The sequence below is a fragment of the Rhodococcoides trifolii genome, assembly GCF_014635345.1.
In the GTDB taxonomy this organism is placed as follows: domain Bacteria; phylum Actinomycetota; class Actinomycetes; order Mycobacteriales; family Mycobacteriaceae; genus Rhodococcoides; species Rhodococcoides trifolii.
Genome location: NZ_BMCU01000001.1, coordinates 942879 through 969205, shown reverse-complemented (window position 1 = coordinate 969205; position 26327 = coordinate 942879). Strand labels below are relative to the sequence as shown.

The 26327-nt window shown below is 67.9% G+C and carries 1 protein-coding gene; it reads right to left on the bottom strand.

Going from position 1 to position 26327, the window contains the following annotated elements; all coding sequences use genetic code 11:
- Positions 1-18: 18 nt before the first annotated feature.
- Entirely contained in the window at positions 19-26268 is a 26250-nt protein-coding gene (locus IEW02_RS04540) for a non-ribosomal peptide synthase/polyketide synthase (protein ID WP_188543456.1), read from the bottom strand.
- Positions 26269-26327 lie beyond the last annotated feature (59 nt).

Genomic DNA, 26327 nt, shown 5'->3' with positions numbered 1-26327 from the left:
GGACGCTTTTCGGATGGTTCAGGAGTCCTTTCCGAGGCGCCGACCGAGGAGCGGCCCGATCACCGTCAGCGACGACTCGCTGGTCATGTTCCAGTGCGAGGCCTCGATCCGGTGCGGTTCGACCGTGCCGGTGACGTGCGCTCCCCACCCGTCCGCGAAGGTTGCCGAGGTCGCGTCGCTCGAGGCGAAGAACAGTAGGTCTCCGTCGAACACACCGGGTACGTGCTCGTGCAGCAACTCGTTGTTGTGGACGGCAGTGACCAACATGCGACGCACACCGGCCTCATCGATGATGCCCGAGATTCCCGGGATCGCCGAGATGAAGGCGGCGGTCTCCTCGACGGATCCGAGCTCGGCTGCGGGCACGTCGTCCGCAGCCGTCCCGAGGGCGCCGAAGAGATCCAGCAAGGACACCGGCGGCGCGTCGGAATCGTCGATGTCCTCGACTCCTCCGGCTGCGCTGTCGAGCATGGCGAGCAGCTCCACCTGCTCACCCTCGGCTTGCAGGACGGTCGCGATGGCGTGCGCGACCGTGCCGCCCAACGACCATCCGATCAGACGGTAGGGCCCGGTGCCCTGGACCCGTCGGATCTCCTGCAGGTACCTCCGAGCGAGGTCGTCGATCGACTCGGCGAGCGGCTCGTCGCGGGTCAGGGCCGGCGACTGGATTCCGTACAGCGGGACGTCCGCGGGCAGGTACGAGGCCAGGCCCGCGAAGCTGATCGCGATTCCGACCAACGGGTGCAGTGCGAACACCGGGGTGCCCGTACCCGCGGCACGCAGCGGCAGCACGATGTCGAGTGCGCTCGGCTCGTTCACCGAATCCGCTCCCCGATCGATGCGACCGGCCAGCTCCCGCGCGGTCGGGTAGGCGAACAGCCATGGTAGACGCGCGGATTCGGGTGCCAGACCGTACTTCTTGACCAGTAGGTTGACGACCTCGGTCGCGACGAGCGACGTGCCGCCGAGTTCGAAGAAGTTCTCCTGCACTCCGACTGCGTCCATACCGAGTGCGGTGGCGTAGGCCGAGACCACCACGGTCTCGGTGTCGGTCTCCGGCGGATCCATCCGTCGATCCAGATCGATCGCCGGCTCCGGAAGTGCCTTGCGGTCGAGCTTTCCGCTCGTTCCGAGGGGCAGCGCGTCGAGGACGACGATCGACGCCGGCACCATGTACTCCGGCAACGCCTCCGCGGCCGCCTCCCGGACCGCGTCGACGTCGAGCGCACCGTCCGGCTCCGGAACCACGTACCCGATCAGTCGGCCACCACTCGACGTGGGCGCAGCGGCAGCGGCGATCACGCCGGGTTGGGCGGCAAGCACCGATTCGATCTCGCCGAGTTCGATGCGGAAGCCGCGGATCTTCACCTGGTCGTCCGCACGGCCGATGAAATCGATCTCCAGGTCCTTGGTCCAGCGCACGGCGTCACCGGTCAGGTACATCCGCGCTCCGGGCGGGCCGAACGGCGACGCGACGAATCGCACCGCCGTCAGTCCCGGTCGGCCGCGGTAACCGTCGGCCAGTTGCGTGCCGCTCAGGTACAGGTCGCCCGGCACGCGGGCCGGCACCGGCGCAAGTCGTCGGTCCAGGACGTACGTCGCGACGCCCGGTTGCGCGCGCCCGATGGGAACCGCGCGGGAGTCGGCGTCGGCGTGCACCCGGTGCGCTGTCACCGTGACGGCAGCCTCCGTGGGGCCGTACAGGTTGTCGACCGCTGCCGAGCTGACCGTGCCGAAGACGTCGACCGTGTCGCGTGGAAGCGCCTCGCCCGCCACCAGCACGTGCCGAACCGTGTCGAGCTGCGACGGGTTGGCCGTGGTGGCGAAGACCTTCATCATCGACGGAACGAACACCAACACGCTGACGGCGTACCGCTGCGTCAGCGCGGCCAGATACGCGGGATCACGGTGCCCGGTCACGGACGCCACGATCACGCGGGCTCCGACGGTCAGAGGCCACCAGACCTCCCAGACCGAGACGTCGAACGTGACCGGTGTACGCAGAATCATCGCGTCGGACGGCCCCAGCTGGTACTGCGACTGCATGTTGGCGATGTGGCGCACGACGGCGCGGTGCGGCACCGCGACACCCTTCGGCCGACCGGTCGATCCGGACGTGTAGAGCACGTAGGCGAGGTTCGACGGTCGCAGCGGGTGTGTGCGGTCCTCGTCGGTGATCGGGGCGTCGGAGAACGGCTCGAGATCGACGTTGTCGACCGCGATGACGGGCGCATTCACCTCGGGTAGACGGAGTCCGTCGAGTGTGAGAACGAGGGTCGGATCGGCGTCACCGAGTACGTACTCGATGCGTTCGTCAGGGTGCGCGAGATCGATGGGCACGAACGCCGCGCCCGCTGTCACCACGGCGTGAACCGTCATCACCATCTCGGCGGATCGTGGAATTGCCACGGCCACCAGGTCACCGGTGCGCACCCCGCTCGCGACGAGGAACCGAGCAAGACGTCGTACGTAGGCGTCGTACTCGCGCCGGGTGACGCGCGAACCCGGTGCGTAGCGGCCGTACTGTTCGTCGCCGGGCGCCAGGACCGGAACGATGAGCGCGATCGAATCGTCCGCGAAGGAACCCGAGAGCAGATCCGGCAGCGTTCCGAGGTCCGGAAGCTGCTCCGGCACGTGCACGAGGTCGGCGCGCTCGGCGTCGAACAGCACTTCGATGTCACGAACGCGCGTCGCCGGATTCGTCGCGACCGCGTCCAGCACCGCGAGGAACCGGGTGACGATGTGCTCCACCGTGTCCCGATCGAACAGTGCAGCCGAATACCGCAGAGTCGCAGCGAGTTCGGCATTGTCGGCATTGTCCTTGGTCACCGCACCACCGACGATGAGCTGCAGGTCGTATCGGGCGGCGCCGAGCTCGACGTCGAAACCCGCGATCTCGATGCCGGGCAGCGAGAACGACATCGCTCCGAGGTTCTGGAACGCCAGACTGACCTGATAGAGCGGCGCGTGCCGAGTCGGCCGGACCGGCAATACCGCGTCGATAACCTGATCGTGTGACGCGTCGACATTCGCGAACGCCTCCAGGTCCGTGTCGTGCGCGTGCGCCACCAGGTCCTCGAACGTGGCGTCCGGATCGACCTGCAGACGAAGAGCCAGCATGCCCGCGAACATTCCGACGATCCGGTCGAGGCCGTCCTCACCCCGCCCGGCTGCGGGTGTTCCGATCACGATGTCCTGGCCGCCGCTGAGCTTGGCCAGCAATACCGCGAGTGCCGCGTGTACGACCATGAATTGCGTTGCGCCGTATTGTTGCCCGACGTCCCGCAGCGCCGTCGCCAGCGACGACGGAATCGTGAAGTCCACGATTCCCGCCTCGACGGACTGGTTCTCCCGACGCGGACGGTCGTGTGGCAACTCGATCGGGGCGCTGACACCGGCGAGTTGCGTACGCCAATAGTCGAGTTGCTTCGCCACGATGGAACCCTCGTCGTCCGGGGTACCGAAGACTGCCCGCTGCCAGACGACGAAGTCGGCGTAGCTCAGCTCGGCGGGTGCCCACTGCGGATCCATGCCGTGGGTGCGCGAAATGTACGCCAGCATCAGGTCTTCCGCGAGAACACCCAGAGACGCGCCGTCGATCGAGATGTGCTGCACCGACATGGCAAACACCCACTGATCGGCGGTGTCGGTCAGGCGGAACAGGGCAACTCTCGTCGGCGGGGCGACGGTGACGTCGAACCCGCCCGCGACGTAGTCGGTGACGACCTCGGTGGCGACGGCGGACGTGGTCTCGCGCATGTCGAGCGTCGGGACGACGTGGGAGACGGGAACAACGACCTGATAGGGCTCGTGCTCGCCCATGGGGTAGACGGTCCGGAGGACCTCGTGTCGGCCGATGACGTCCTTGACCGCGAGGGCAAGCGCGTCCGCGTCGACTTCGCCGCGCATGCGAATCGCCAGCGGAATGTTGTAGAACCTGGAGTTGGTATCGCGCTGGTTGAAGAACCACATGCGCTGCTGAGCCAGCGACAGCGGAACCCGATCGGGGAGGTCCTGACGCACGAGCGGAGGCCGCTCGGTCGACTTCTCGGCCGACTCGGCGCGCTGAGCGAGTTGAGCCGGGGTGGGTGCGACGAAGATGTCACGCAACGGAATACGAACGCCCAGTTCGGCATTGACCCGCGCGATGACCTGAGTCGCCGACAACGAGTTGCCACCGAAGGCGAAGAAGTTGTCGTCGACGCCGACTCGCTCGACTCCGAGAACCGTTGCGAACGCGGCGACGACGATCTCTTCCACCGGTGTGGTCGGTGCCCGGTATTGCGAGCCGGCAGCGCCGACGACGTCGACTCCGGGGAGCGCGCGACGGTCGAGCTTGCCGTTCGCACTGAGCGGCAGCGCGTCGAGCGCCACCACCGCGGACGGAATCATGTACGCGGGCACGAGTTCTCCCGCAGTGCGCATGATCGCGTCGGCATCGAGTTCGGCGCCCTCCACCAGGACCACGTACCCGACCAACATGTCCGTCATGACGGCTGCGGCTGCGGACTCGACGGAGGGCGACGCCGTCAGCGCCGCGGCTACTTCACCGAGTTCGATGCGGAAACCGCGCACCTTGACCTGATCGTCGAGACGCGTCACGAACTCGAGCTCACCGTCCGTGGTCCACCGCACGCCGTCGCCGGTGCGATACAGGCGGTCGTCGCCGAACGGATTCGCGACGAATCGTTCGGCGGTGAGCCCGCTGCGACCGAAGTAGCCGTGCGCCAACTGAATACCGCCGAGATAGAGCTCACCCGGGACGCCCGGGGGCACCGGACGCAGCCGCTCGTCGAGCACATAGACCTGAACGTTGGACTCGGGAGTTCCGATCGCGACCGGTCCCGATCCACCGCTCGCCACCCGGTGCGCCGTCACCGATACCGCAGCCTCGGTAGGCCCGTACAGGTTCCACACCGGAGCGTCGGACACACGCTCGAACGCCGTGACGGCGTCGCGCGGGAGCGCCTCACCGATGCACAGCACCAGGCGCAGTGACCGGGCGTCGTCGGGCGTGGACACCGACGCGAAGACGGAGAGCAGGGACGGGACGAAGTCCGCCACCGTCACGCCGCGTTCGCGCGTGAGTCGAGCGAGGTACTCGGGGTCGCGGTGACCCTCTGCGCTCGCGAGGACCAGTCGCGCGCCCGCGGTGAGCGGCCACCACAGTTCCCACACCGACAGGTCGAACGTCGCCGACGTCTTGAGGATCATCGCGTCGTCGTTGGTCAACGCGAATTCACGCTGCATCCACCACATCTGGTTCGCGACGGCGCGGTGCGGGACGGCGACGCCCTTGGGTCGGCCCGTCGATCCGGAGGTGTAGATGATGTAGGCGGTGTCGTCCGGTCGAGCCTGGCGCGCGGGGGCTGCCGACGACGTGTCGGGCAGTTCCGAGAGATCGCGTACTCGCACCGTCGTGTCGACGTCGAGGGTCTCACCGGCGGTCAGCACCAGCGTCGGCTGGGCGCTGCTCAGTACGTACTCGGTGCGCTCGGCCGGGTGGTCGAGGTCGATCGGAAGGTACGCCGCACCGGACTTCACGACGGCGTACAACGCGACCATCAGATCGACGGACCGCCGAACGGCCACGCCCACAACGTCTCCCACGAGCACGCCGTCGTCGATCAGCGCGCTGGAGAGGGCAGAGACGCGTGCGTCGAAATCGGCGTACGTGAGTTCGGCTCCGTCGGCGTCGACGAGTGCGACGGCATCGGCGTTCGCGGCCACGGCTGCGTCGAACATCTCGACCAGCGTCGAGGGGGCACCGGTGACGGCCGTGTCGTTGCGCGTGAAGACGAGGAGCTCGCGTTCGCGCGCCGACAGCAGATCGATGTCGCCGACGGCCGTCTCCGGCTCGGTCACCAGAGTGCTGAGCAGCCTGGTGAATCGACCGACGATCGACGCGGCCGTCGCTTCGTCGAACAGCGCTGTGGAGTAGGTGATCACGCAGTCGAGTGCACCCTGCTGATCGGAGCCGACGATGAGATGCAGGTCGTACTGCGACGTTCCGGGGTCGACGTCCAGATCGGTGACGCTGAGCCCGGGCAGTTCGAACGAGGTCGACGCGAGGTTCTGGAACGAGAAACCCACCTGCGCGATGGCCGGGTACGCGGTCGAGCGCGGCGGATCGACCGCCTCCACGACCTGCTCGAACGGGACGTCCGAGTGTGCGAACGCGTCGAGATCCACCGAACGTGCCTGCGCAACAAGTTCTCCGAACGTCTGCGCCGGATCGACGTCGAGTCGAAGCGCCAGCGTGCCGGCGAACTGACCCACCAAGGGATCCAGCTCGGGCTCGCCGCGACCGGCGATGGGCGTGGCCACCACGACGTCGCGGGTGGCGCCGAGTCCGGCGAGCAACGTCGCGAACGCGGCGTGCACCACCATGAACTGGGTCGCGGATCGCGGCGCACCCACTGCTGTCGCGGCGCGCGCCACAGTTTCCGGAATCGTGAACTTGATGTTGGCGCCGGCCATGGACTGCACGTCGGCACGCGGGCGATCGAACGGGAGGTCGAGCGGACCGTCGAGTCCGCGGAGCGTTCCCTTCCAGTAGTCGAGCTGGCGAGCCAACAGTGATTCGCTGTCGGCCGGATCGCCGAGGAGGCGGCGCTGCCAGATCGCGTAGTCGGCGAACTGCACCGCCAGCGGAGTCCACACGGGGGCGTTGCCGGCCGTCCGCGACGTGTAGGCGGTCATGACGTCGCGTGCGAGCGGTGCCAGCGAGAATCCGTCCGCCGAGACGTGATGGATCACCATCATCAGTACGTGCTCGGTGGGCGACTGACGCAGCAGCCGAACACGAAGCGGCACTGCCTCGGTGACGTCGAATCCTGCTGCGGCAGTGGTGAACAGCGTTCCGATGACCTTGTCCGGCTCGACGTCGTGGACCGTCACGCCGAGCGGAACGTCGGACCCCTTCAGAATCCGCTGGTGCGGGATGCCGTTCACCGTGGGGTACACCGTGCGCAGCGTCTCGTGCCGATCGACCACGTCCGCAATGGCTTTCACCAGAGCGTCGACATCGAGGTCACCGGTGAGGCGAATGCCCAGCGGCATGTTGTACGCCGCCGACGAGGTATCGAACTGGTTGAGGAACCACATCCGCTGCTGCGCGAGCGAGAGCGGGATCTGGTCCGGGCGCTCCTGCGGCACCAGCGGTGGCCGGTTGTCGACCTCGGCATTCTCGGCGCGCGCGGCAAGCTCCTTGACCGTCGGCGCCTCGAAGATCTCACGGATGCCCACGCGCGCGGACAGTCGCGAATTGACGCGTGCGACAACCTGAGTCGCCGAGAGCGAGTTGCCGCCCAGGGCGAAGAAGTCGTCGTCGACGCCGACCCGGTCGACGCCGAGAACCGACCCGAACGCGTCCGCAACGATCTCCTCGACGGGCGTCGACGGTGCGCGGTACTCACGAGTCGATTCGAATCCGACGGTAGGCAGGACGCGGCGGTCCAGCTTGCCGTTCACGCTCAGCGGTAGCTCGTCGAGAATCACGATCCGCGTCGGCACCATGTAGGACGGCAGACGGGTGCCGGCGAAGTCGCGGACAGCATCGACGTCGACGGTCGAATCCTGCTCCGGGACGACGTAGCCGACGAGCATCTCGCCGCCGACCGACGTCGATACGGCTGCAGCTGCGGACGCGACGGACTCGTGGGCGGCGAGGACGGACTCGATCTCACCGAGTTCGATGCGGAACCCGCGGACCTTGACCTGGGAGTCGGTGCGGTCGAGGAACACCAGCTCGCCGTTGCCGTTCCAGCGCACCGCGTCGCCGCTTCGGTACAGGCGCGCGCCGGGTACGGCGGAGAACGGATCGGCCACGAAGCGTTCTGCCGTGAGTGCCGCACGCCCGAAGTAGCTGCGCGCCAGCTGTTCTCCACCGATGTACAGCTCGCCGCCGACGCCGGTGGGCACCGGGTTCAGGCTTTCGTCGAGCACGTAGACACGGTTGTTCCACTCCGGTGCGCCGATCGGAACCGGTCCGGTGGCGCCGCGCTCGGTGCGGTGCGAGGTGACGCTGACGGCTGCCTCGGTGGGTCCGTACAGGTTGAACACGGGAGCGTCCGAGACGCGTGCGAACGCGTCGACGACGTCGCGGGGCAGGGCTTCACCGATACACAGAATCGCCCGCAGCGATTCCAGATCGCCGCGTTCGGCGACGGAGACGAACGCGCCGAGGAGCGACGGCACGAAGTCTGCGACAGTCACGTTCTGCTCGCGCGTGAGCTTCGCGAGGTAGGCCGGATCACGGTTGCCCTCGGGGGTGGCGAGCACCAGACGCGCACCAGCAGTGAGAGGCCACCACAGTTCCCACACCGACAGGTCGAACGTCGCCGGCGTCTTCTGGATCATCGCGTCGTCTGCGGTGAGCTCGAATTCGCTTTGTATCCACGCCATCTGGTTCGCGACGGCACGGTGCGGAACACCGACGCCCTTCGGCCGGCCGGTCGATCCGGACGTGTAGATGACGTACGCCAGGTTCTCCGCCCGCAGCGTTCCCACCCGATCGTCGTCGGTGAGGGGAGCATCGGAGAAGGCGTCGAGATCGAGGCCGGTCAGGTCCTCCGCGGTGAGCGTCAGTGTCGGCTTCGCGTCGTCGAGGACATACTGCGTGCGCTCGGCCGGGTGGTCGAGGTCGATGGGCAGGTAGGCGCCACCGGCGGTGACGATGGCGTACATCGCGACCATCATGTCGATCGACCGCGGAATCTTCAGCGCCACAAGGCTGTCGGTTCCGACTCCGCGTCCGACGAGGTAGCGCGCGAGACGTGCCACGCGGGAACCGAACTCGGCGTAGGTCAGGCTGTCGCCGCCGAAGGTGAGCGCCGTCGCGTCCGGGGTCTGCGCCACGCGCTCGTCGAACATCGCGGTGAGAGTGCGCGGAACGCCGACCCACTCGGTCGCGTTGCGTTCGGTCAGAATGGCGCTACGCTCCGACGTCGACAGCACGTCGACGTCCCGCACGGGTGTCGTCGGCTGCGCGGCAACGGTTTCGAGCACTCGCAGGAACCGCTCGACGAAGACCTCGGCGGTGGCCCGATCGAAGAGGGCCGTGGCGTAGGTCAGCATGGCGATCTGACCGTGGCCGGCCTGCTCGCTGACGATGAGATGCAGATCGAACTGCGACACGTCGAAATCGAAGCCGACGTCGCCGACCGTCAGATCGGGTAGCTCGAACGACACCGGCGACAGGTTCTGGAACGAGAACCCGACCTGGAACAGCGGGTGATATGCCGTGGAGCGCACCGGGTTCAGCGCCTCGACCAACTGCTCGAACGGCACGTCGGCGTTGCCGAACGCGGCGAGGTCGACCGACCGCGCGGACTCGACCAGATCGGCGAAGGTCAGATCCGGGTCGACGTCCAGACGTAGGGCGAGAGTGTTCACGAACATGCCGACCATGTCGTCCAGCTCTTGCTCGCCACGCCCTGCGATGGGGGTGCCGACGGCGATGTCGCGCGTTCCACCCAGCTTCGCGAGGAGGAGGGCCCACGCGGCGTGCATCGCCATGAACAGAGTGCCCCGGCGATCCTTCGCGACGTCGGTGAGCGCGTCGGTCAGTTCGGGCGAGATCTCGAACCGGACGGACCCACCCTGGAGCGACTGCACGGCCGGCCGCGGACGGTCCGTCGGGAGGGCAAGGGCGTCGCCGAGCCCGGCAAGTGTGGTGCGCCAGAACGACACCTGGCGGCTGACCACCGACGTCGGATCGGTCAGCGTACCGAGCACCGTGCGCTGCCACAGCGCAAAATCGGCGTACTGCACGGGCAGCGGAGCCCATTGCGGGTTCTCTCCGCGAGCACGCGCGGTGTACGCGACCATGACGTCGCGGGCCAACGGACCCTGCGAGAACCCGTCGGCGGAGACGTGGTGAATCACGATGCCGAGCACGTAGTGCGTCGGTGTCACTTCGAGGAGCAGACCGCGCACCGGGACGGCGGCGGTGACGTCGAACCCCTCGGACACGAACGCGAACAGACGCGCGGCGACGCTTTCGGCCGCAACCGGTTCGACGGTCAGGTCGAGAGGGACGTCACGAGCCGGGACGATGACCTGATGCGGGCCGTCGTCGGTGGTCGGGTAGACGGTGCGCAGCGACTCGTGGCGTTCGAGAACATCGCGCACGGCGAGTTCGAGCGCGGTGACGTCCAGCGTGCCTTCCAGTCGAACCGCGAGCGGCACGTTGTACGCCGGCGAGGCGGTGTCGAACTGGTTGAGGAACCACATCCGTTGCTGCGCAAGCGACAACGGGATGGTCTCGGGGCGGTCGACGGGTACCAGCGGTGCGCGCGGGCCGTCCTGCGTGGCGGATTCGGCGTGCGCGGCGAAGGCCGACACGTTCGCGGACTCGAACATCTCGCGAATACCGATGCGGGTCCCGAGTCGGGCGTTGACGCGTGCGACGACCTGAGTGGCGGAGAGCGAGTTGCCACCGAGCTCGAAGAAGTCGTCGTCGATTCCGACGCGCTCGACACCGAGGACCGACGCAAACGCGTCGGCGACGATCTCTTCGACGGGGGTCGAGGGCGCCCGGTACTCGCGGGCCGGACCGAGGTCGACGGACGGAAGCGCGCGCCGGTCGAGCTTGCCGTTCGCGTTGAGCGGCAACGCATCCAGCACGACGATGCGCGACGGGACCATGTAGGCCGGGACGAGAGTGCCGGCGTCGGCGCGGACCTGGTCGACATCGACGACCGAGTCCGCGGTTGCGACGACGTAACCGACCAGGAGTTCGCCACCGGCCGTCTTCACCACGGCCGCAGCAGAGGACGCCACGTTCGTGGCGGCGGTCAAAGCCGCTTCGACCTCACCGAGTTCGATGCGGAAGCCGCGCACCTTGACCTGTGAGTCGGAGCGGTCGAGGTAGACCAGGTCGCCACCGGAGTTCCAGCGAACGACGTCACCGGTGCGGTACAGCCTGGCGTCGCCGTAGGGGTTGGCCACGAAGCGTTCGGCGGTCAGCGCGGAGTTGCCGAAGTAGCCGCGCGCCAACTGGGTTCCGGCAAGGTAGAGCTCGCCGGCGACACCGGCGGGAACGGGCCGCAGGCGCGAATCGAGAACGTAGACCTGGACATTGGCCTCGGGCGCGCCGATCGGAACCGGCCCGTGGGCGCCGGGAACAGTCTTGTGCGTGGTCACCGAGACGGCCGCCTCGGTGGGTCCGTAGAGGTTGAACACCGGTGCGTCCGAGACACGTCCGAACGACTCGACCGTCTCGCGCGGCAATGCCTCACCGATGCAGAGGACGGCCCGCAGCGAGCCGAGGTCGTCGGGTTGCGCGACCGACGTGAAGGCGCCGAGCAGCGACGGCACGAAATCGGCGACAGTGATGTTCTGCTCGCGGGTGAGCTGCGCGAGGTAGGCGGGATCGCGGTTGCCCTCGGGCGTCGCGAGCACGAGTCGCGCCCCGGAGGTGAGCGGCCACCACAGTTCCCATACCGACAGGTCGAACGTCGCCGGTGTCTTCTGGATCATCGCGTCGTCCGCCGACAGCTCGAATTCGCCTTGTATCCAGGCCATCTGGTTGGCGACGGCACGGTGCGGCAGGGCCACACCCTTCGGTCGACCGGTCGATCCGGAGGTGTAGATGACGTACGCCAGGTCTTCACCGGTCAGAGCGCGGGTGCGCTCGGCGTCGGTGACGGGATCTTTCGACAGATCGGAGAGATCGAGCGCCGCAACGTACTCGGCATCGAGAACGAGCGAGGGCTGTGCGTCGTTCATGACGTAGTCGGTGCGCTCGGCGGGGTGATCGAGATCGATCGGGAGGTAGGCCGCACCTGCAGTCACCACGGCGTACATCGCGACCATCAGGTCGAACGAGCGTGCGATCTTCACGGCGACGAGGTCGCCCGGTCCGACTCCCGCGGCGATCAGGTGCCGGGCGAGAGAGTTCACCCGTGCACCGAACTCGGCGTAGGTGAGGGACTCGTCTCCGAACACCAGGGCAGTGGTCTCCGGTGCGGCGGCCACCCGCGCATCGACCATGTCCGTCAGGCGGGTGGGGACACCCGACACGGCAGTATCGTTGCGTTGCAGCAGGATCGAGGAGCGCTCGGCTGAGTCCAGCACGTCGATCGTGCGGACGGGTGCGGACGGATCCGCGACGACGGCGTCGACGACCCGAACGAAACGCTCGGCAAAGGTCTCCGCGGTCGCGCGATCGAACAGAGCCTCCGCGAACGTCAGCACGCCCTGCATGGACCCGGTCGCGGTGTCCTCGCTGACGATCAGGTGCAGATCGAACTGCGACACCGCGGCTTCGATGCCGACGTCACCGATGGTCAGATCGGGCAGCTCGAAGCTGACCGGTGCGAGGTTCTGGAACGAGAAGCCCACCTGGAAGATCGGGTGGTAGGCCGTCGAGCGTCGCGGGTCGACCGCTTCGACGAGCTGCTCGAATGGAACATCCGCGTGCCCGAATGCAGCGAGGTCCACACTGCGCGCCGCGCCGACGAGATCCTCGAACGTAGCGTCCGGGTCGACGTCGAGTCGCAGCGCCAACGTGTTGACGAACATGCCGACGAGGTCGTCGAGTTCTTGTTCGCCGCGGCCGGCGATCGGGGTGCCGACGGCGATGTCTCGCTGGTTCGCCAGCGTCGCGAGCAGCACCGCGAAGGCGGCGTGCACCGACATGAACAGCGTTCCCTGACGGGACGCCGCGACTCGTGACAGACCGGCGGTCTGCTCCGCGGTCAGCGAGAAGCGCACCGACCCACCGAGCAGTGACTGCACGGTGGGACGCGGGCGGTCCATGGGCAGTTCGAGGGCGTCGTCGAGTCCGGCGAGCTGGTTCTTCCAGAACGCAATTTGCTTGGTGGTCAACGACTCCGGGTCGGTGTCGTCGCCGAGGACCTTCCGCTGCCAGAGTGCGAAGTCGGCGTACTGCACCGGCAGCGGCGACCACGCGGGAACCTCCCCGCGAACCTCGGCGGTGTACGCGACCATGACGTCACGCGCCAGCGGTCCGAGGGAGAACCCGTCGGCCGAGATGTGGTGCACCACGATGGCGAGGACGTGCGACTCGTCGGAGATCTCGAGGAGCATCCCGCGCACCGGCACACCGGCGGTGACGTCGAATCCGCCGGCGATGAAGCCGAAGAGGCGGTTCGTCAGTTCGGCCTCGTCGACCTGCTGCGGGGCGAGGTCGAGCGGCACGTCCGACGGCGACAGGATCACCTGGTGCGGGCCGTCTTCCGACCCCGGGTAGACGGTGCGCAGAGTCTCGTGACGAGCGAGCACGTCGATCACTGCGCGCTCGAGCGCCGCCACGTCGAGGCGGCCGTCGAGGCGCACCGCGAGCGGAATGTTGTACGCCGGTGAGCTGGTGTCGAACTGGTTCAGGAACCACATTCGCCGCTGCGCGAGGGACAGCGGCAGCGGATCCGGTCGCTCCCCCGCCACGAGCGGCAGGCGATGCCCTGACCCACCCGAGATTGCCCGTGTCGCAAGGTCTCCGACGGTGCTCGCGTCGAAGATGTCACGCACACCGAGGTGCGAATCGAGGGCGGCGTTGATGCGGGCGACGGCCTGGGTGGCCATCAACGAGTTGCCGCCGAGGTCGAAGAAGGAGTCGTCGACGCCCACCTTCTCGACTCCGAGCAGTTCCGCGAAGACCTCGGCGACTGCGTGGTCCTCGGGTGTCTCCGGCGCGCGATACTGCGCCTGGCGGCGGAGCAGGGTGGGCTCGGGCAGCGCGCGGCGATCGAGCTTGCCGACGGGGTTCAGCGGGATCGCGGCGATCGGCATGATGACCGCGGGAACCATGTGCGCGGGCAGCACCTCTCGCACCGCGGCGTGCACCGCGGCAACGTCCAGTTCGCGGTTCTCCGACGCCAGAGCCTCACGCGGCACCACGTACGACACGAGGTCGGTGACCCCGTTCGACGACGTGTGACCGACGGTGACGGCGAAGTCGACATCCGGGTGCGCCGAGAGCGCACCGTCGATCTCGCCGAGTTCGATGCGCTGGCCGCGGATCTTGACCTGGAAGTCGCTGCGACCGACGTACTCGATGGTCCCGGCTTCGGTCCACCGCACAACGTCACCGGTGCGGTAGAGGCGAGAACCGTCGACGTCGAACGGGTTCGCGACGAAACGCTCGGCGGTCAGGGCTTCGCGATCGTGGTAGCCGCGGGCCACCCCGACACCGCCGGCGTAGAGCTCCCCGGCGACACCGACAGGCACCGGGCTCATACGCGAATCCAGAACGTAGAGCGCCGTACCCGTGCTCGGCCCACCGATGGTCACGAGATCGCCGGCGTGCAGCGGGTCGCTCACCGAGATCATGACGGTGCACTCGGCGGGCCCGTACCCGTTGATCACGGTGGCGCCGACCGACCACTTCGCCATCAGCTCCGGCGGCAGTGCTTCACCGACGGACATGATGACACGCACACTCGGAATGTCCTGCGGCTCCATCGATGCGAGCGCCGACGGCGTGATCACCACGTGCGTGACGGCCTCGTCGGTGACGAAACGAGCAAGATCCGGTCCGCCGTAGTAGCCGGCGGGCGCGGGAACCAGCGGCGCGGCGGATCCCGACGCGATCAGGATCTCGAAGATCGCGGCGTCGAAGCTGGTCGACGCGACCGCGAGTACCCGAGATTCGTCGTCGACTCCGAAGGCCTGCAGCTGCGCGTCCACGAGGTTGGCCAGTCCGCGGTTCGGCACGACGACGCCCTTGGGCCGTCCGGTCGAGCCCGAGGTGTAGATCATGTACGCGGGGTGGCCGAGTGACAGCGTCGCCACCCGGTCCGCATCGGTGACGGGGGTGTCGTCGAATGCGTCCACCGCAGAATCGAAGTCGGCGTCTCCGAGCGAGAACCACTCGATGTCGCCCGCGACGTTCGCGGCGTCGGCGGCCGTGGTCAGGCCCAGCGCGGCCGTGGAGTCGTCGACCATGTACTCGATGCGGTCGGCAGGATGACCGGGGTCGATCGGCACGAAGTACGCGCCGGACTTCGCGACGGCCCACACGGTGAGAACGAACTCCGGTGAGCGCGGAACCGCCACGGCGACAACGGTGTCGGGGCCGGCGCCGCGGGAGACGAGCCAGCGGGCCAACTTCGAGGACCGTGCGTCCAGCTCGCGGTAGGTCCACACCAGATCGCCCTGCCGCACGGCGTCGCCGTCCGGGTTCTCGGCCAGAGCATGTTCGAAGACCTGCGCCAGCGTCTGCGGCGCAAGGTCGGCGCGGCCACGGCGGCTCAGCAGATCGTCCCGCTCGTCGGGAAGAAGCGTGTCGACGGTGGCGACACGAGCCGACGAATTCGACGCGAAGGCAGCGAACACCGCCTGCAGTCGCTCGCCCAGTTTCGACATGTAGTCGTCGTCGAAGAGCTCGCGCAGGTACCGCAGGGTCATGCGAATCTGCTTGTCCGCGAACGTGACCACCGAGATGGGGTAATGCGTCGCGTCCAGGACCTGAGCGCCGGTGACCGACATGCCGTCGATCGAGGCGGCGGCCTTGAGGCCCTCCTCGTCGACGGGGTACGACTCGAGCACGGTGATCGTGTCGAACACCGCACCGGGCCCGACGGCGGTCGTGATGTCCGCCAGTCCGAGGTAGTGGTGGTCGAGAAGCGCGTTCTGTTCGTTCTGGATGCGGCGCAGGAACGCCTCGATGTCGGACGCCTCGTCGATCGCGATGCGTACCGGCAGGGTGTTGATGAAGAGACCGACCATGGATTCGACGCCGTCGAGTTCGGCGGGTCGACCGGAGACGGTGCCGCCGAACGTGACGTCGTCGCGGCCCAGCGACCGAGCCAGCAGCAGGCCCCACGCCGCCTGGACGATGGTGTTCAGGGTGACGCCGAGTCGCGAACCGAGTTCGGTGAGCTCGCTGGTGGTCTGCTCGTCGAGCTCGACCTCGATGCGGCCGGTGTCGGCGGCCACCTGTGCGGTGTCGACAACGCCGGACAGCAGTGTGGGCGTTTCGGTTCCGGCGAACGCAGTGGTCCACGCCTTGGTCGACGCGGCGCGGTCACGACGCGAGAGCCACTCGAGGAACGTGCCGTAGGACTGCACCCGCGGGAGGATCGCCGCGTCGCCGCGGGTGGCGTACAGCGTCAGCAGGTCCTTGATCATGAGCGGCATGGACCAGCCGTCGATGACGATGTGGTGCGCCATGAGCGAGAGCGTGTACCCGCCGTCGGCAGTGCGGATCATCAGGAAACGCACCAGCGGAGCGTGATTCATCGCGAACGGCCGTGCTCGCTCGGCCTCGAGCTCCGCCGACAGGTCGTCGGCGGTCTTGTCGGAGAAGTCGAGATCGGTCCACGGCACGTCGACTCGGGAGGGAACGAGCTGCACCGGGGTGCCGTCCGCGGTCGTCGTGAACGAGGTGCGCAGACCGTCGTAGCGCGTCATGAGCGATGCAGCAGCGCTGCGGAAGCGGTCGACGTCGACCTCACCGGCGAGTTCGAGGACGACCTGCATGACGTAGACGTCAGCCGTGCCCTCGGTCTGCATCGACGCGTGGAAGAGGAGGCCCGACTGCAACGGCGCCAACGACCACACGTCCTGCAGGTCCGGCACGGAAGCTTCGAAGACCTCGATGTCCTTCTGCGACACTCGAACCAACGGTACGTCCGATGGGGTCAACCCACCCGCGGTGTCGCTGGCGGCGTGCTGGACCAGAGCGGTCAGAGCGTCGACCCAGTACCCGCCGAGCTCGGTGACCTCGTCGGTCGACAGGATGCCCCGAGGGAACGCGAAGGTGGCGGCCAATTCGTCGTCTACAACGCTGGCGTTGATGTCGAGCACCGCGATGGCCGGCATGTCCGCGTCGAGCGGAACGTCGGCGGTGGAGGTGATGTCGGTGGCGGGCAGCCACCCGATGCTCTGCGCACCTTCCGGGAGGTCGCCCGCGGAGAGGCGGCCGAGGTAGTTGAAGCTGATCTGCCCCACCGACTGTCCGCGCAGGCTGCCGTCGAGGTAGCGGAGCATGCCGTACCCCATACCGCGATCCGGAATGCGGAGGAGTTGCTCCTTCACGGCTTTGATTGCGCGCCCGGCGGAGTCGCCACCGGCGAAGGCCTCGTCGACGTCGACGTCACCGAGATCGAGCAGCACCGGGAAGATGGACGTGAACCAGCCGACCGTCCGCGAGAGGTCCGCGCGGGCATCGGTTGCGAGTACTTCTTCCTCACGGCCGTGACCCTCGAGCCGCAGCAACAGCGACGACAGTTCCGTGCCGCCCTCACGTCGGTATCGGGCCACCGCCAGCGCGAGCGCCGAGAGCAGTCCGTCGTTGACGCCGCCGCGGAACGTCTGCGGCAGGGTTGTCAGGGCGGAGGCCGTGACGTCGGCGGGCACGGTGACGCGGACCTTGTCGAGCGTGTTCTGAACGTCCACCGCGGGGTCGAGTGCGCGAGAGCCGAGAAGAGGATCCGGGGACGCGACAACCGAACGCCAGAACGGCAATTCGGCCTTCCTCGTCTCGGACGCCGCCTCGTCGACGAGGGCGTGTGCCCACGTCCGCATCGAGGTGCCGACGGCGGGCAATTCCGGTGTCGTACCCGTCGATACGGCGAACCAGGCCTGCACCAGGTCGGGCACGATGATTCGCCACGACACACCGTCGACGGCGAGGTGGTGGCCGGCGACGATCATCCGGCCGGCATCGCCGGACCGGAGCCAGACGAACTGCATCAGGCGGCCGTCGGCGGTGGACAGGTTGTCCAGAGCCGCATCGAGGGCGGGCGCCGCCGCGGCGTCGAAACTGCCGTCGACGTCGACCTCGGTCAGCAGATCCTCGGCACGCACACTGCCGATCGGACCGGTCTCGACGGTGTACCCGATCTCCGCGTCGCCGACGAGTCGGGCGCGCAGCATGTCGTGTCGATCGAGAAGCGCCTGCACGGTTGCGGTGACACCGGCGCGGTCGATGCCGGCGGGCAGTTCGAGCGCGATGGTCTGCGAGAAGCGTTGGTACGCACCGCCGCGCTGGGTCATGAAGTGTTCGACCGGCGTGAGCGGACGCGATCCCACTCCCCCACCCGGCAGCTCGGTGAGCACCTTCTGCGCACTGTCACCGACGGTGACGACCTTGGCGAGCGAGGCGACCGTTCGTCGTTCGAAGACCTCGCGCGGGGTGAGCGACAGCCCGGCTGCGCGTGCGCGCGACACCAGCTGGATGGAGACGATGCTGTCGCCGCCGAGGGCGAAGAAATCGTCGTCGGCGCCCACTCGTTCCACGCCGAGGACGTCGGCGAACACCGCGGCCAGCGCGATCTCGAGCTCGGTCGACGGTGCGCGGTACGTGGATTCGTCTCCACCGAACACCGGTGCGGGCAGTGCGCGCCGGTCGACCTTGCCGGTGCTGCCGAGCGGAACGCTGTCCATCACGACGACGGCCGAGGGCACCATGTGCTTCGGCAGCGACTCGGCGGCGAAGTCCTTGATGTCGGAGTCGAGCAGCAACGAGCCTTCGGCCAACGTCACGTAGGTCACGAGAACCTTGGCGCCGGTTGCCGATTCGTGCGGAACGGTCAACGAGAAACGGACCTCGGGGTTCGCAGCGACGACGGCGTCGATCTCGCCGGGCTCGATGCGGAAGCCGCGGATCTTGATCTGCGAGTCGCCGCGACCGACGTATTCGAGCTCGAGGTCGGGTGTCCACCGCACGACGTCACCGGTGCGGTACATCCGTGTGCCCGGCGCTCCGAACGGATCCGCGACGAACCGCTCCGACGACAGCGCGCGTCGCTCGTGATACCCCAGCGCCACACCGGGTCCGGCGGTGTACAAATCGCCGGGCACGCCGATGGGAACAGGCCGCAGCCGCGAGTCCAGCACCGCTGCACGGCCACCGCGGATGGGGCCGCCGAACGGCATGGGTCCGCCGGGCACCATCGGCTTGCCGATGTGCGAGACGATGGTGGTCTCGGTGGGGCCGTAGACGTTGAGCATCCGGCGAACCGCGGGCAGGCCGGAGGCCGGTCGTGTCTCGACAGCAAATTTCGCGACCAGGTCCTGGCCGTACGCTTCACCGCCGACCGAGATGGTCTGCAGCGCATCGAGACCCGAGGGATCGACCGACGCGAGCGCGGCCGGGGTGATGAAGGCATGGGTGACCTCGTGGCGACGCAGGAACTGCGCAAGTTCCTCACCGCCGTAGACCGTGGTCGGAACGATGACCATCGTCGCGGCGGCAGGCACCGCGAGCAGCAGCTCCAGCAGCGACGCGTCGAAACTCGGTGAGGCGAAGTGCATCACGCGCGAGGACTGCTCCACGCGGTACTGCTCGCGTTGCGAGACGCCGAGCTGGTTCAAGCCGCGGTGCGACACCGACACGCCCTTGGGCAGGCCGGTCGAACCCGAGGTGTAGATGATGTAGGCGCGGTCGGCGGGTGTGACCCCGCGCAGCCGGTCCTCGTCGGTGAACTGCGCGTCGGACTGTTCCGCCGTGGCGCTGCGCGTCTCGTCGTCGTCGACCACCAGCCAGTCCACTGTGCTCGGCAGCGCGGATCGGTACGCCAGCGTGGTCAACCCGACCTCGACGCCCGAGTCCTGCACCATGTGCGCGATGCGGTCCGCCGGGTAGTTCGGATCGATCGGTACGAATGCTGCGCCGGTCTTGGTCACGGCCCACATCAGGGCAACGGACTCCGCGGACCGCGGAACCGACAGCGCCACAACCGATCCAGCGCCCAAACCGCGACCGACGAGCAGACGCGCCAGGCGAGAGGTCACCGCGTCGAGCTCGCGGTAGGTAACCGACCCGCCGTCGAAGAGCGTTCCGCCCTCGAAGATCAGAGCCGTGCCGTCCGGGTTGGCCTGCGCCGCCCCGTGGAGGATGTCGGCGAGGGTGAGCTCGTCGACTGGGTCGTCGCCGACCACCGGACTGAGCAGCGTCTCCTCGGACTCGTCCAGCAACGAGATGTCGCCGACGGGGCGTTCCGGAGCGTCGACGACGGCACGCAGGATGCGATCGAGACGCTCGCAGAACACCCGGACGGTGGGCTCGTCGAACAGATCCGTGGAGTAGGTGACCTCGAGCGAGAACGCGCCTTCCTCGGTTTCGGCCATCTCGAGGGAGAGGTCGAATTTTGCGGCATGGACGCCGGCGTCGTACCGCTCGACGGTGAGGTCGGCCAACTCGAAGCGAGTGCGCTCGAGGTTCTGGAATGCGAGTGCAACTTGGAAGAGCGGGTTGTGCGACGTCGAACGTTCCGGCGCAAGCACTTCCACCAGCCGCTCGAACGGCACGTCGGCGTTGCCGAACGCGCCGAGGTCGACTGTCCGCGCCAGCGCCAGCAGCTCCAGGAAGCTGTCTCCTCCGCGCACGGGTGTGCGCAGGACGAGGGTGTTGACGAACATGCCGACGAGGTCGTCGAGCGCTTCCTCGCCGCGGCCGGCGATGGGGGCACCGATGGCGATGTCGTCGGTCCCGCTGGTGCGAGCGAGCAACACGGCGAGGGCGCTGTGCACCGCCATGAAGAGTGTGGCGTCGTGCGCCCGAGCCAGTTCGTCCAGACCGGTACGGACCGATGCGTCGATGACGTACGTGAACGCGCTACCGCCGCCGGTCGAGACCGCGGGCCGTGGACGGTCCGACGGCAGGTCGATGCGGTCCGGCAGGTCGGCGAGCTGGGTGACCCAGTACTTCTCCTGTTGCGCGGCAAGCGAGTTCGGGTCGCTCTCAGACCCGAGCATGTCGCGCTGCCAGACCGAGAAGTCGGCGTACTGCACCGCGAGGGGCTGCCACTGTGTCTCGACCCCGGCGATGCGTGAGGCGTAGGCGGTCATGACGTCGCGGGCGAGAGGCGACATCGAGAAGCCGTCGGCGCTCACGTGGTGCACGACGAAGGCCAGCACGGCCTCGGTGGGGCCGGTCCGCAGCAGTGCGCCGCGCACCGGGACCTGTTCCTGGACTTCGAATCCCTCGGTGACGAGCTCGACTACACGTTCGCGCAGCGCCTCCGGTGCCACGTCTTCGATGGTGAACTGCGAGGACACGGAGTCGGCGGGCAGGATCACCTGGTACGGCGTGCCGTCGACCTGTGGGTACACCGTCCGTAGCGACTCGTGACGTTCCAGCACGTCGGTGACCGCCGCACGCAGGACCGTGTCGTCGATCGTGCCGCCGAGGCGAATGACCAACGGGATGTTGTAGGCCGCGGACTCGGTGTCGAACTGGTTGACGAACCACATGCGCTGCTGCGCAAGCGACAGCGGGATTCGCTCCGGGCGCACGACCGGCTCCAGCACCGGCCGGATTCGACCGAGCTGCGCCTTCTCGTCGATCCGGATTGACAGCGACGTCACGGTCGGGCGTTCGAACAGGTCGCGCACTCCGACGCTGACGGACAGGGCGTCGTTGATGCGCGCGACGGCGCGCATGCCGACGAGCGAGTTGCCGCCGAGCTCGAAGAACGAGTCGTCCAGCCCGACGCGTTCGACGTCGAGGAGCGCCGAGAACACGTCGGCGACAACCTTTTCCGTCACCGTCGACGGAGCACGGTATTCCTTGGCCTCCGTGGTGAACACGGGCTCGGGCAGTGCGCGGCGGTCGAGCTTGCCGCTCGGACTGAGCGGAATCTCGTCGAGCACGAGCACCTGCGCGGGAACCATGTAGGCCGGCAGGCGCTCCCCCACGAACTCGAGCACGCGATGAACGTCGGGCGCGGCGCCGGGCGCCGTCGTCACGTACGCAACGAGCGAGTCCCCTGTCCGCTCGTCGGAATGCACGAGTGCGACGGCGCGGGAGATCTCGGGGTGCGCCGCGAGTGCGGACTCGATCTCGCCGAGCTCGATGCGCAGACCGCGAAGCTTGACCTGGAAGTCGGTGCGACCCAGGAACTCCAGCTCGCCATCGGAGTTGTGGAAGACCAGGTCGCCGGTGCGGTACATGCGCTCGCCGTCGGTCGAACGCGGATCGGCGACAAACCGTTCGGCAGTCAGGTCGGCGCGTCCGAGGTAGCCACGGGCCAACTGAACGCCCGTCAGATACAGCTCACCCGGAACACCGGTCGGGACGTCGTGCAGGCGCGAATCCAGCACGCGGGCGCCGGTGTTGCGGATCGGGCGGCCAATCGGCACGGTCTTGGTGTCCGATTCCACCGTGCGGTGCAGCGTCGAGGTGACGGTGGCCTCGGTGGGGCCGTACGTGTTGTCGAGTTCGGCGGGCGACGACGCGGAGAATCGTCGCACGAGATCGGCGGACAGCGCCTCGCCACCGACGGAGAGGTAGCGCAGGGTGGTCGGCAACGCGAGATCGGCGTCGGAGAGGAACAATTCGAGCATCGACGGAACGAACTCGAGAATGGCCACCTCACGCTCGCGGGCGATCTGCAGAAGGTACGCCGCGTCGAGGTGACCTTCGGGGCGCGCGATCACCAGTGCGGCGCCGAGCTGGAGCGGCAGGAACAGCTCCCACACCGACGCGTCGAACGTCACGGGCGTCTTGTGCAGCATGACGTCGGTGTCGCCGAGCTCGTAGAGCTCGTGCATCCACAGCATCTGGTTGATCACGCTGCGATGAGCTACCGCAACACCTTTGGGGCGTCCGGTCGAGCCGGAGGTGAAGATGACGTACGCGACGTTCTCGGGCCGCAGCGGGGCGGCGCGCTCGTCGTCGGTCAACGGCTCGTGCGAGTACTCGGACAGATCGATCGTGTCGATGTCGATCACGTTGGAGTGGGCCGGCAGGTCCGCGTGATCCCGTGCCGTCGTGAGGACGACAACGGGCTTCGAGGTCTCGAGCACGTATTCGGTTCGCTCGTGCGGATGTTCGGGATCGATGGGGACGTAGCCGCCGCCTGCCTCGAGCACCGCGTACACCGCGACCATCAGTTCCAGCGATCGCCGCGCGCCGACCGCAACGAGGGTGTCGGGTCCGACCCCGAGCGAGACCAGGTGCCGCGCAAGACGTGCGACTCTGTTTCCGAACTCGGCGTACGTGAGGTCGTCACCCTCGTAGACGAGGGCCGTGTTGTGCGGGTGCGCGGTGACGCTCGACCGGAACATCTCGACGAGGGTGGTCTCGGGAAGCGGGGCGTCGGCACCGCGGAGTTCGGGCTGCTCCCCGTCGATGACGAGCGGGAGGTCGCCGACCGGCGTGCTCGCGTCGGCCGCGACGGCCGTGAGCACAGCGACGAAGCGTTCGGCGACGGCCTCGACGGTGGCGCGGTCGAACAGATCCGTTGCGTAGAGCAGAGTTCCGTCGATGGGACCGGTGGAGCCGTCCGGCTCGGTCTGCTCCATCATCGTGACGGTCAGATCGAGTTTCGCGACGTCGGCTTCGACGTCGACCAACTCGATGGTGACGTCGGGCAGTTCGATCTCGGTGCGCTCGAAGTTCTGCAACATGAGCAGTACCTGGAACAGCGGCGCGTACGCCAACGACCGGGCGGGTCGCAGGATTTCGACGAGGCGGTCGAGTGGCAGGTCGGAGTTGCCGAGCGCTTCGAGGTCGGTGGTGCGGGTCCGCGTCAGGAAGTCGGTGAACGACTCGTCCGGGTTCACGAACGAGCGCAGGACGAGGGTGTTCCCGAACATGCCGACGAGGTCGTCGAGGGCGGCCTCGCCGCGTCCGCCGATCTGGGTGCCGACGGAGACGTCGTCGGTGGCCGCGAGGCGGGACAGAAGGACAGCCAGCGCAGCGTGAATCACCATGAACAACGTCGAATTGCTCTGCCGCGCAAGCTGGTTGAGCGACTCCGCAACATCGCGGTCCACGCTGAACGCTACCGTGGCACCGCGGGACGTGGGAAGGTCGGGACGCGGGCGATCCGTCGGAAGCTCGATCACGTCCGGTGTCCCGGCGAGGGCCGTGGACCAGAACGCGATCTGCTTGGCGGACAGCGAATCCGGGTCGCTCTCGTCGCCGAGCAGTTCGCGGTGCCAGATGGCGTAGTCCGCGTACTGCACCTCGAGGGGCGCCGTCTCGGGCGCCGCCCCGGCTGCGCGAGCGACGTAGGCGGTGGTCAGATCGCGCACGAGCGGCGCGAGAGAGCCGCCGTCACTGGCGATGTGGTGCATGACGACGACGAGGACATAGCTGTCGCTGGAGAGTTCGAACAGTCTGGCGCGGAACGGCACTGCGGCCGAGACGTCGAAGCCCTCCATCACGATGGGTGTGAGGGTCTCCACGAGCGCGGTCTCCGCGAGCGGTTCGGGTGTGAGCGACACCGTCATCGACGAGGCGGGCTGAATCTGTTGCACCGGACCGTCGTCGGTCTGCGGATAGACCGTGCGCAGGGTTTCGTGACGCTCGAGAAGATCACCGAACGCCTGCTCGAGCGCGGCGATGTTCAGCTCACCGGTGATGCGCAGAGCGACGGGCTGGTTGTATCCGGCGGACGAGGTGTCGTACTGGTTGGTCAGCCACATCCGTTGCTGCGCAAAGGAGAGCGGCAGTCCGCCCTCGGGACGGTGTCCGGCTTCGAGCCGGGGCCTGCCGGAAGCGCCGAACGAGCCTTCGGCGCGGGCCGCGAGATCGGCGACCGAACCGGATTCGAAGATGTCGCGCACGCCGACGCGAGCGCCCAACGCGTCGTTGATGCGGGCGACGACCCGGGTGGCGATGAGCGAATTACCGCCGAGCTCGAAGAAGTTGTCGTCCAGCCCGACTCGCTCCGCACCGAGCAAGTCCGCGAGCACCGTGGCGACGGCGCGCTGGGCGTCGGTCTCGGGTTCGCGGTACTCGCGCGTGCTGGTGCCGATGGTCGGGGCGGGAAGGGCGGTGCGGTCGAGCTTGCCCACCGGGGTCAGCGGGACCGCGTCGATCACGATGATCTCCGACGGCACCATGTACGCCGTCAGCGAGCGGCCGACGAACTCCGTCAGCTCGGCCGGGTCCGGATCCGCGCCGGGCTCCGGCAGAACGTACGCGACCAGGGCGGTCGACCCGTCGGGCAGCTGGTGACCGATCGTGGCGGCGAAGCGCACCTTCTCGTTCGCGGACAGGGCGGCGTCGATCTCACCGAGTTCGATGCGGAAGCCGCGCACCTTCACCTGGAAGTCACTGCGGCCCAGGTAGTCCAGGGCGCCGTTGGCACGCTGGCGCACCACGTCGCCCGTGCGGTACATCTTGGCGCCGGGCTCACCGAAGGGGTCGGCAACGAAGCGTTCCGACGTCAGCGGCAGCCGGCCGTGGTACCCGCGAGCCAGACCCGGCCCAGCGGAATACAACTCACCGGCGACACCGACCGGCACCTGGCGCAACCGCGAGTCGAGAACATAGGTGCTGAAGTCGCGAATGGCCCCGCCGATCGAGACCGGTTCTCCCGGAATCAGTTCGGCGCAGTTGGTCATGATGGTGGCTTCGGTGGGACCGAAGCCGTTGAACATCTTCCTGTTCCCCGTGACGAAGCGCGTCACCAGCTCGGGCGGGCACGCTTCACCGGCGGTGACGACCGCACGCAGGTCCGTCAGCGGCTCCGGGTCGATGGACGCCAGCACCGACGGGGTGATGACTGCGTGCGTCACCTTCTGCTCGCGGAGCAGCTCGGTCAGCTCGTCGCCGCCGAACACGGTGGACGGCGAGACCACCAGTGTCGCACCGGAACCGATTGCCATCAGCAATTCGAAGACGGACGCGTCGAAGCTCGGGGAGGCGACGGCCAGCGTGCGCGAGTCACGGTCTATGCCGTACCGCTCACGCTGCTCGGCGGCCAATCCGGCGAGACCGGCATGGGTGACCTCGACGCCCTTGGGGCGGCCGGTGGAGCCGGAGGTGTAGATCATGTACGCCGTGTTGAGCGGGGTGACGGTGCGCAGGCGGTCGGCGTAGGTGACGGGGTCGGAGGCGTGGACGTCCACCGCGGCCGCGGTATCGGGGTCGTCCAGAACCAGCCACTCGGGTCCATGCCCGCTCACGCTCGGCAGGAACTCCGCCGTCGTGATGCCGAGAGCAGCCCCGGAATCGGTGAGCATGTACTCGATGCGATCGGCCGGGTAGTTCGGGTCGACGGGGACGTACGCGGCACCGGTCTTGGCCACCGCCCACACGGACAGGATCGACTGTGCGGACCGGGTGATCGCGAGAGCGACCACCGACTCGGCGCCGACGCCGACGCCGCGTGACATCAGTTCACGAGCGAGCCGCGACGACCGTTCGTCGATCTCTCGGTAGGTCCAGGTGGCATCCGCGGCGACGACGGCGAGACCGTCGGGATTGGCTTCGACAGCCGCCGCGAGGATCTGCGGGAGAGTCGCGGACCGGGGGCGCTGCCGCCGACGGGGCCGTTCTCGGGGAGCACGTGATCGACGAGCGCCCCGACCTTCGCTGTCGGGAGAGCCGTCAGTCATGCAGTAACTCCTTTTGTTGCCGTATACCTGTGTCCGTCCACAACCTTAACGATCACGTG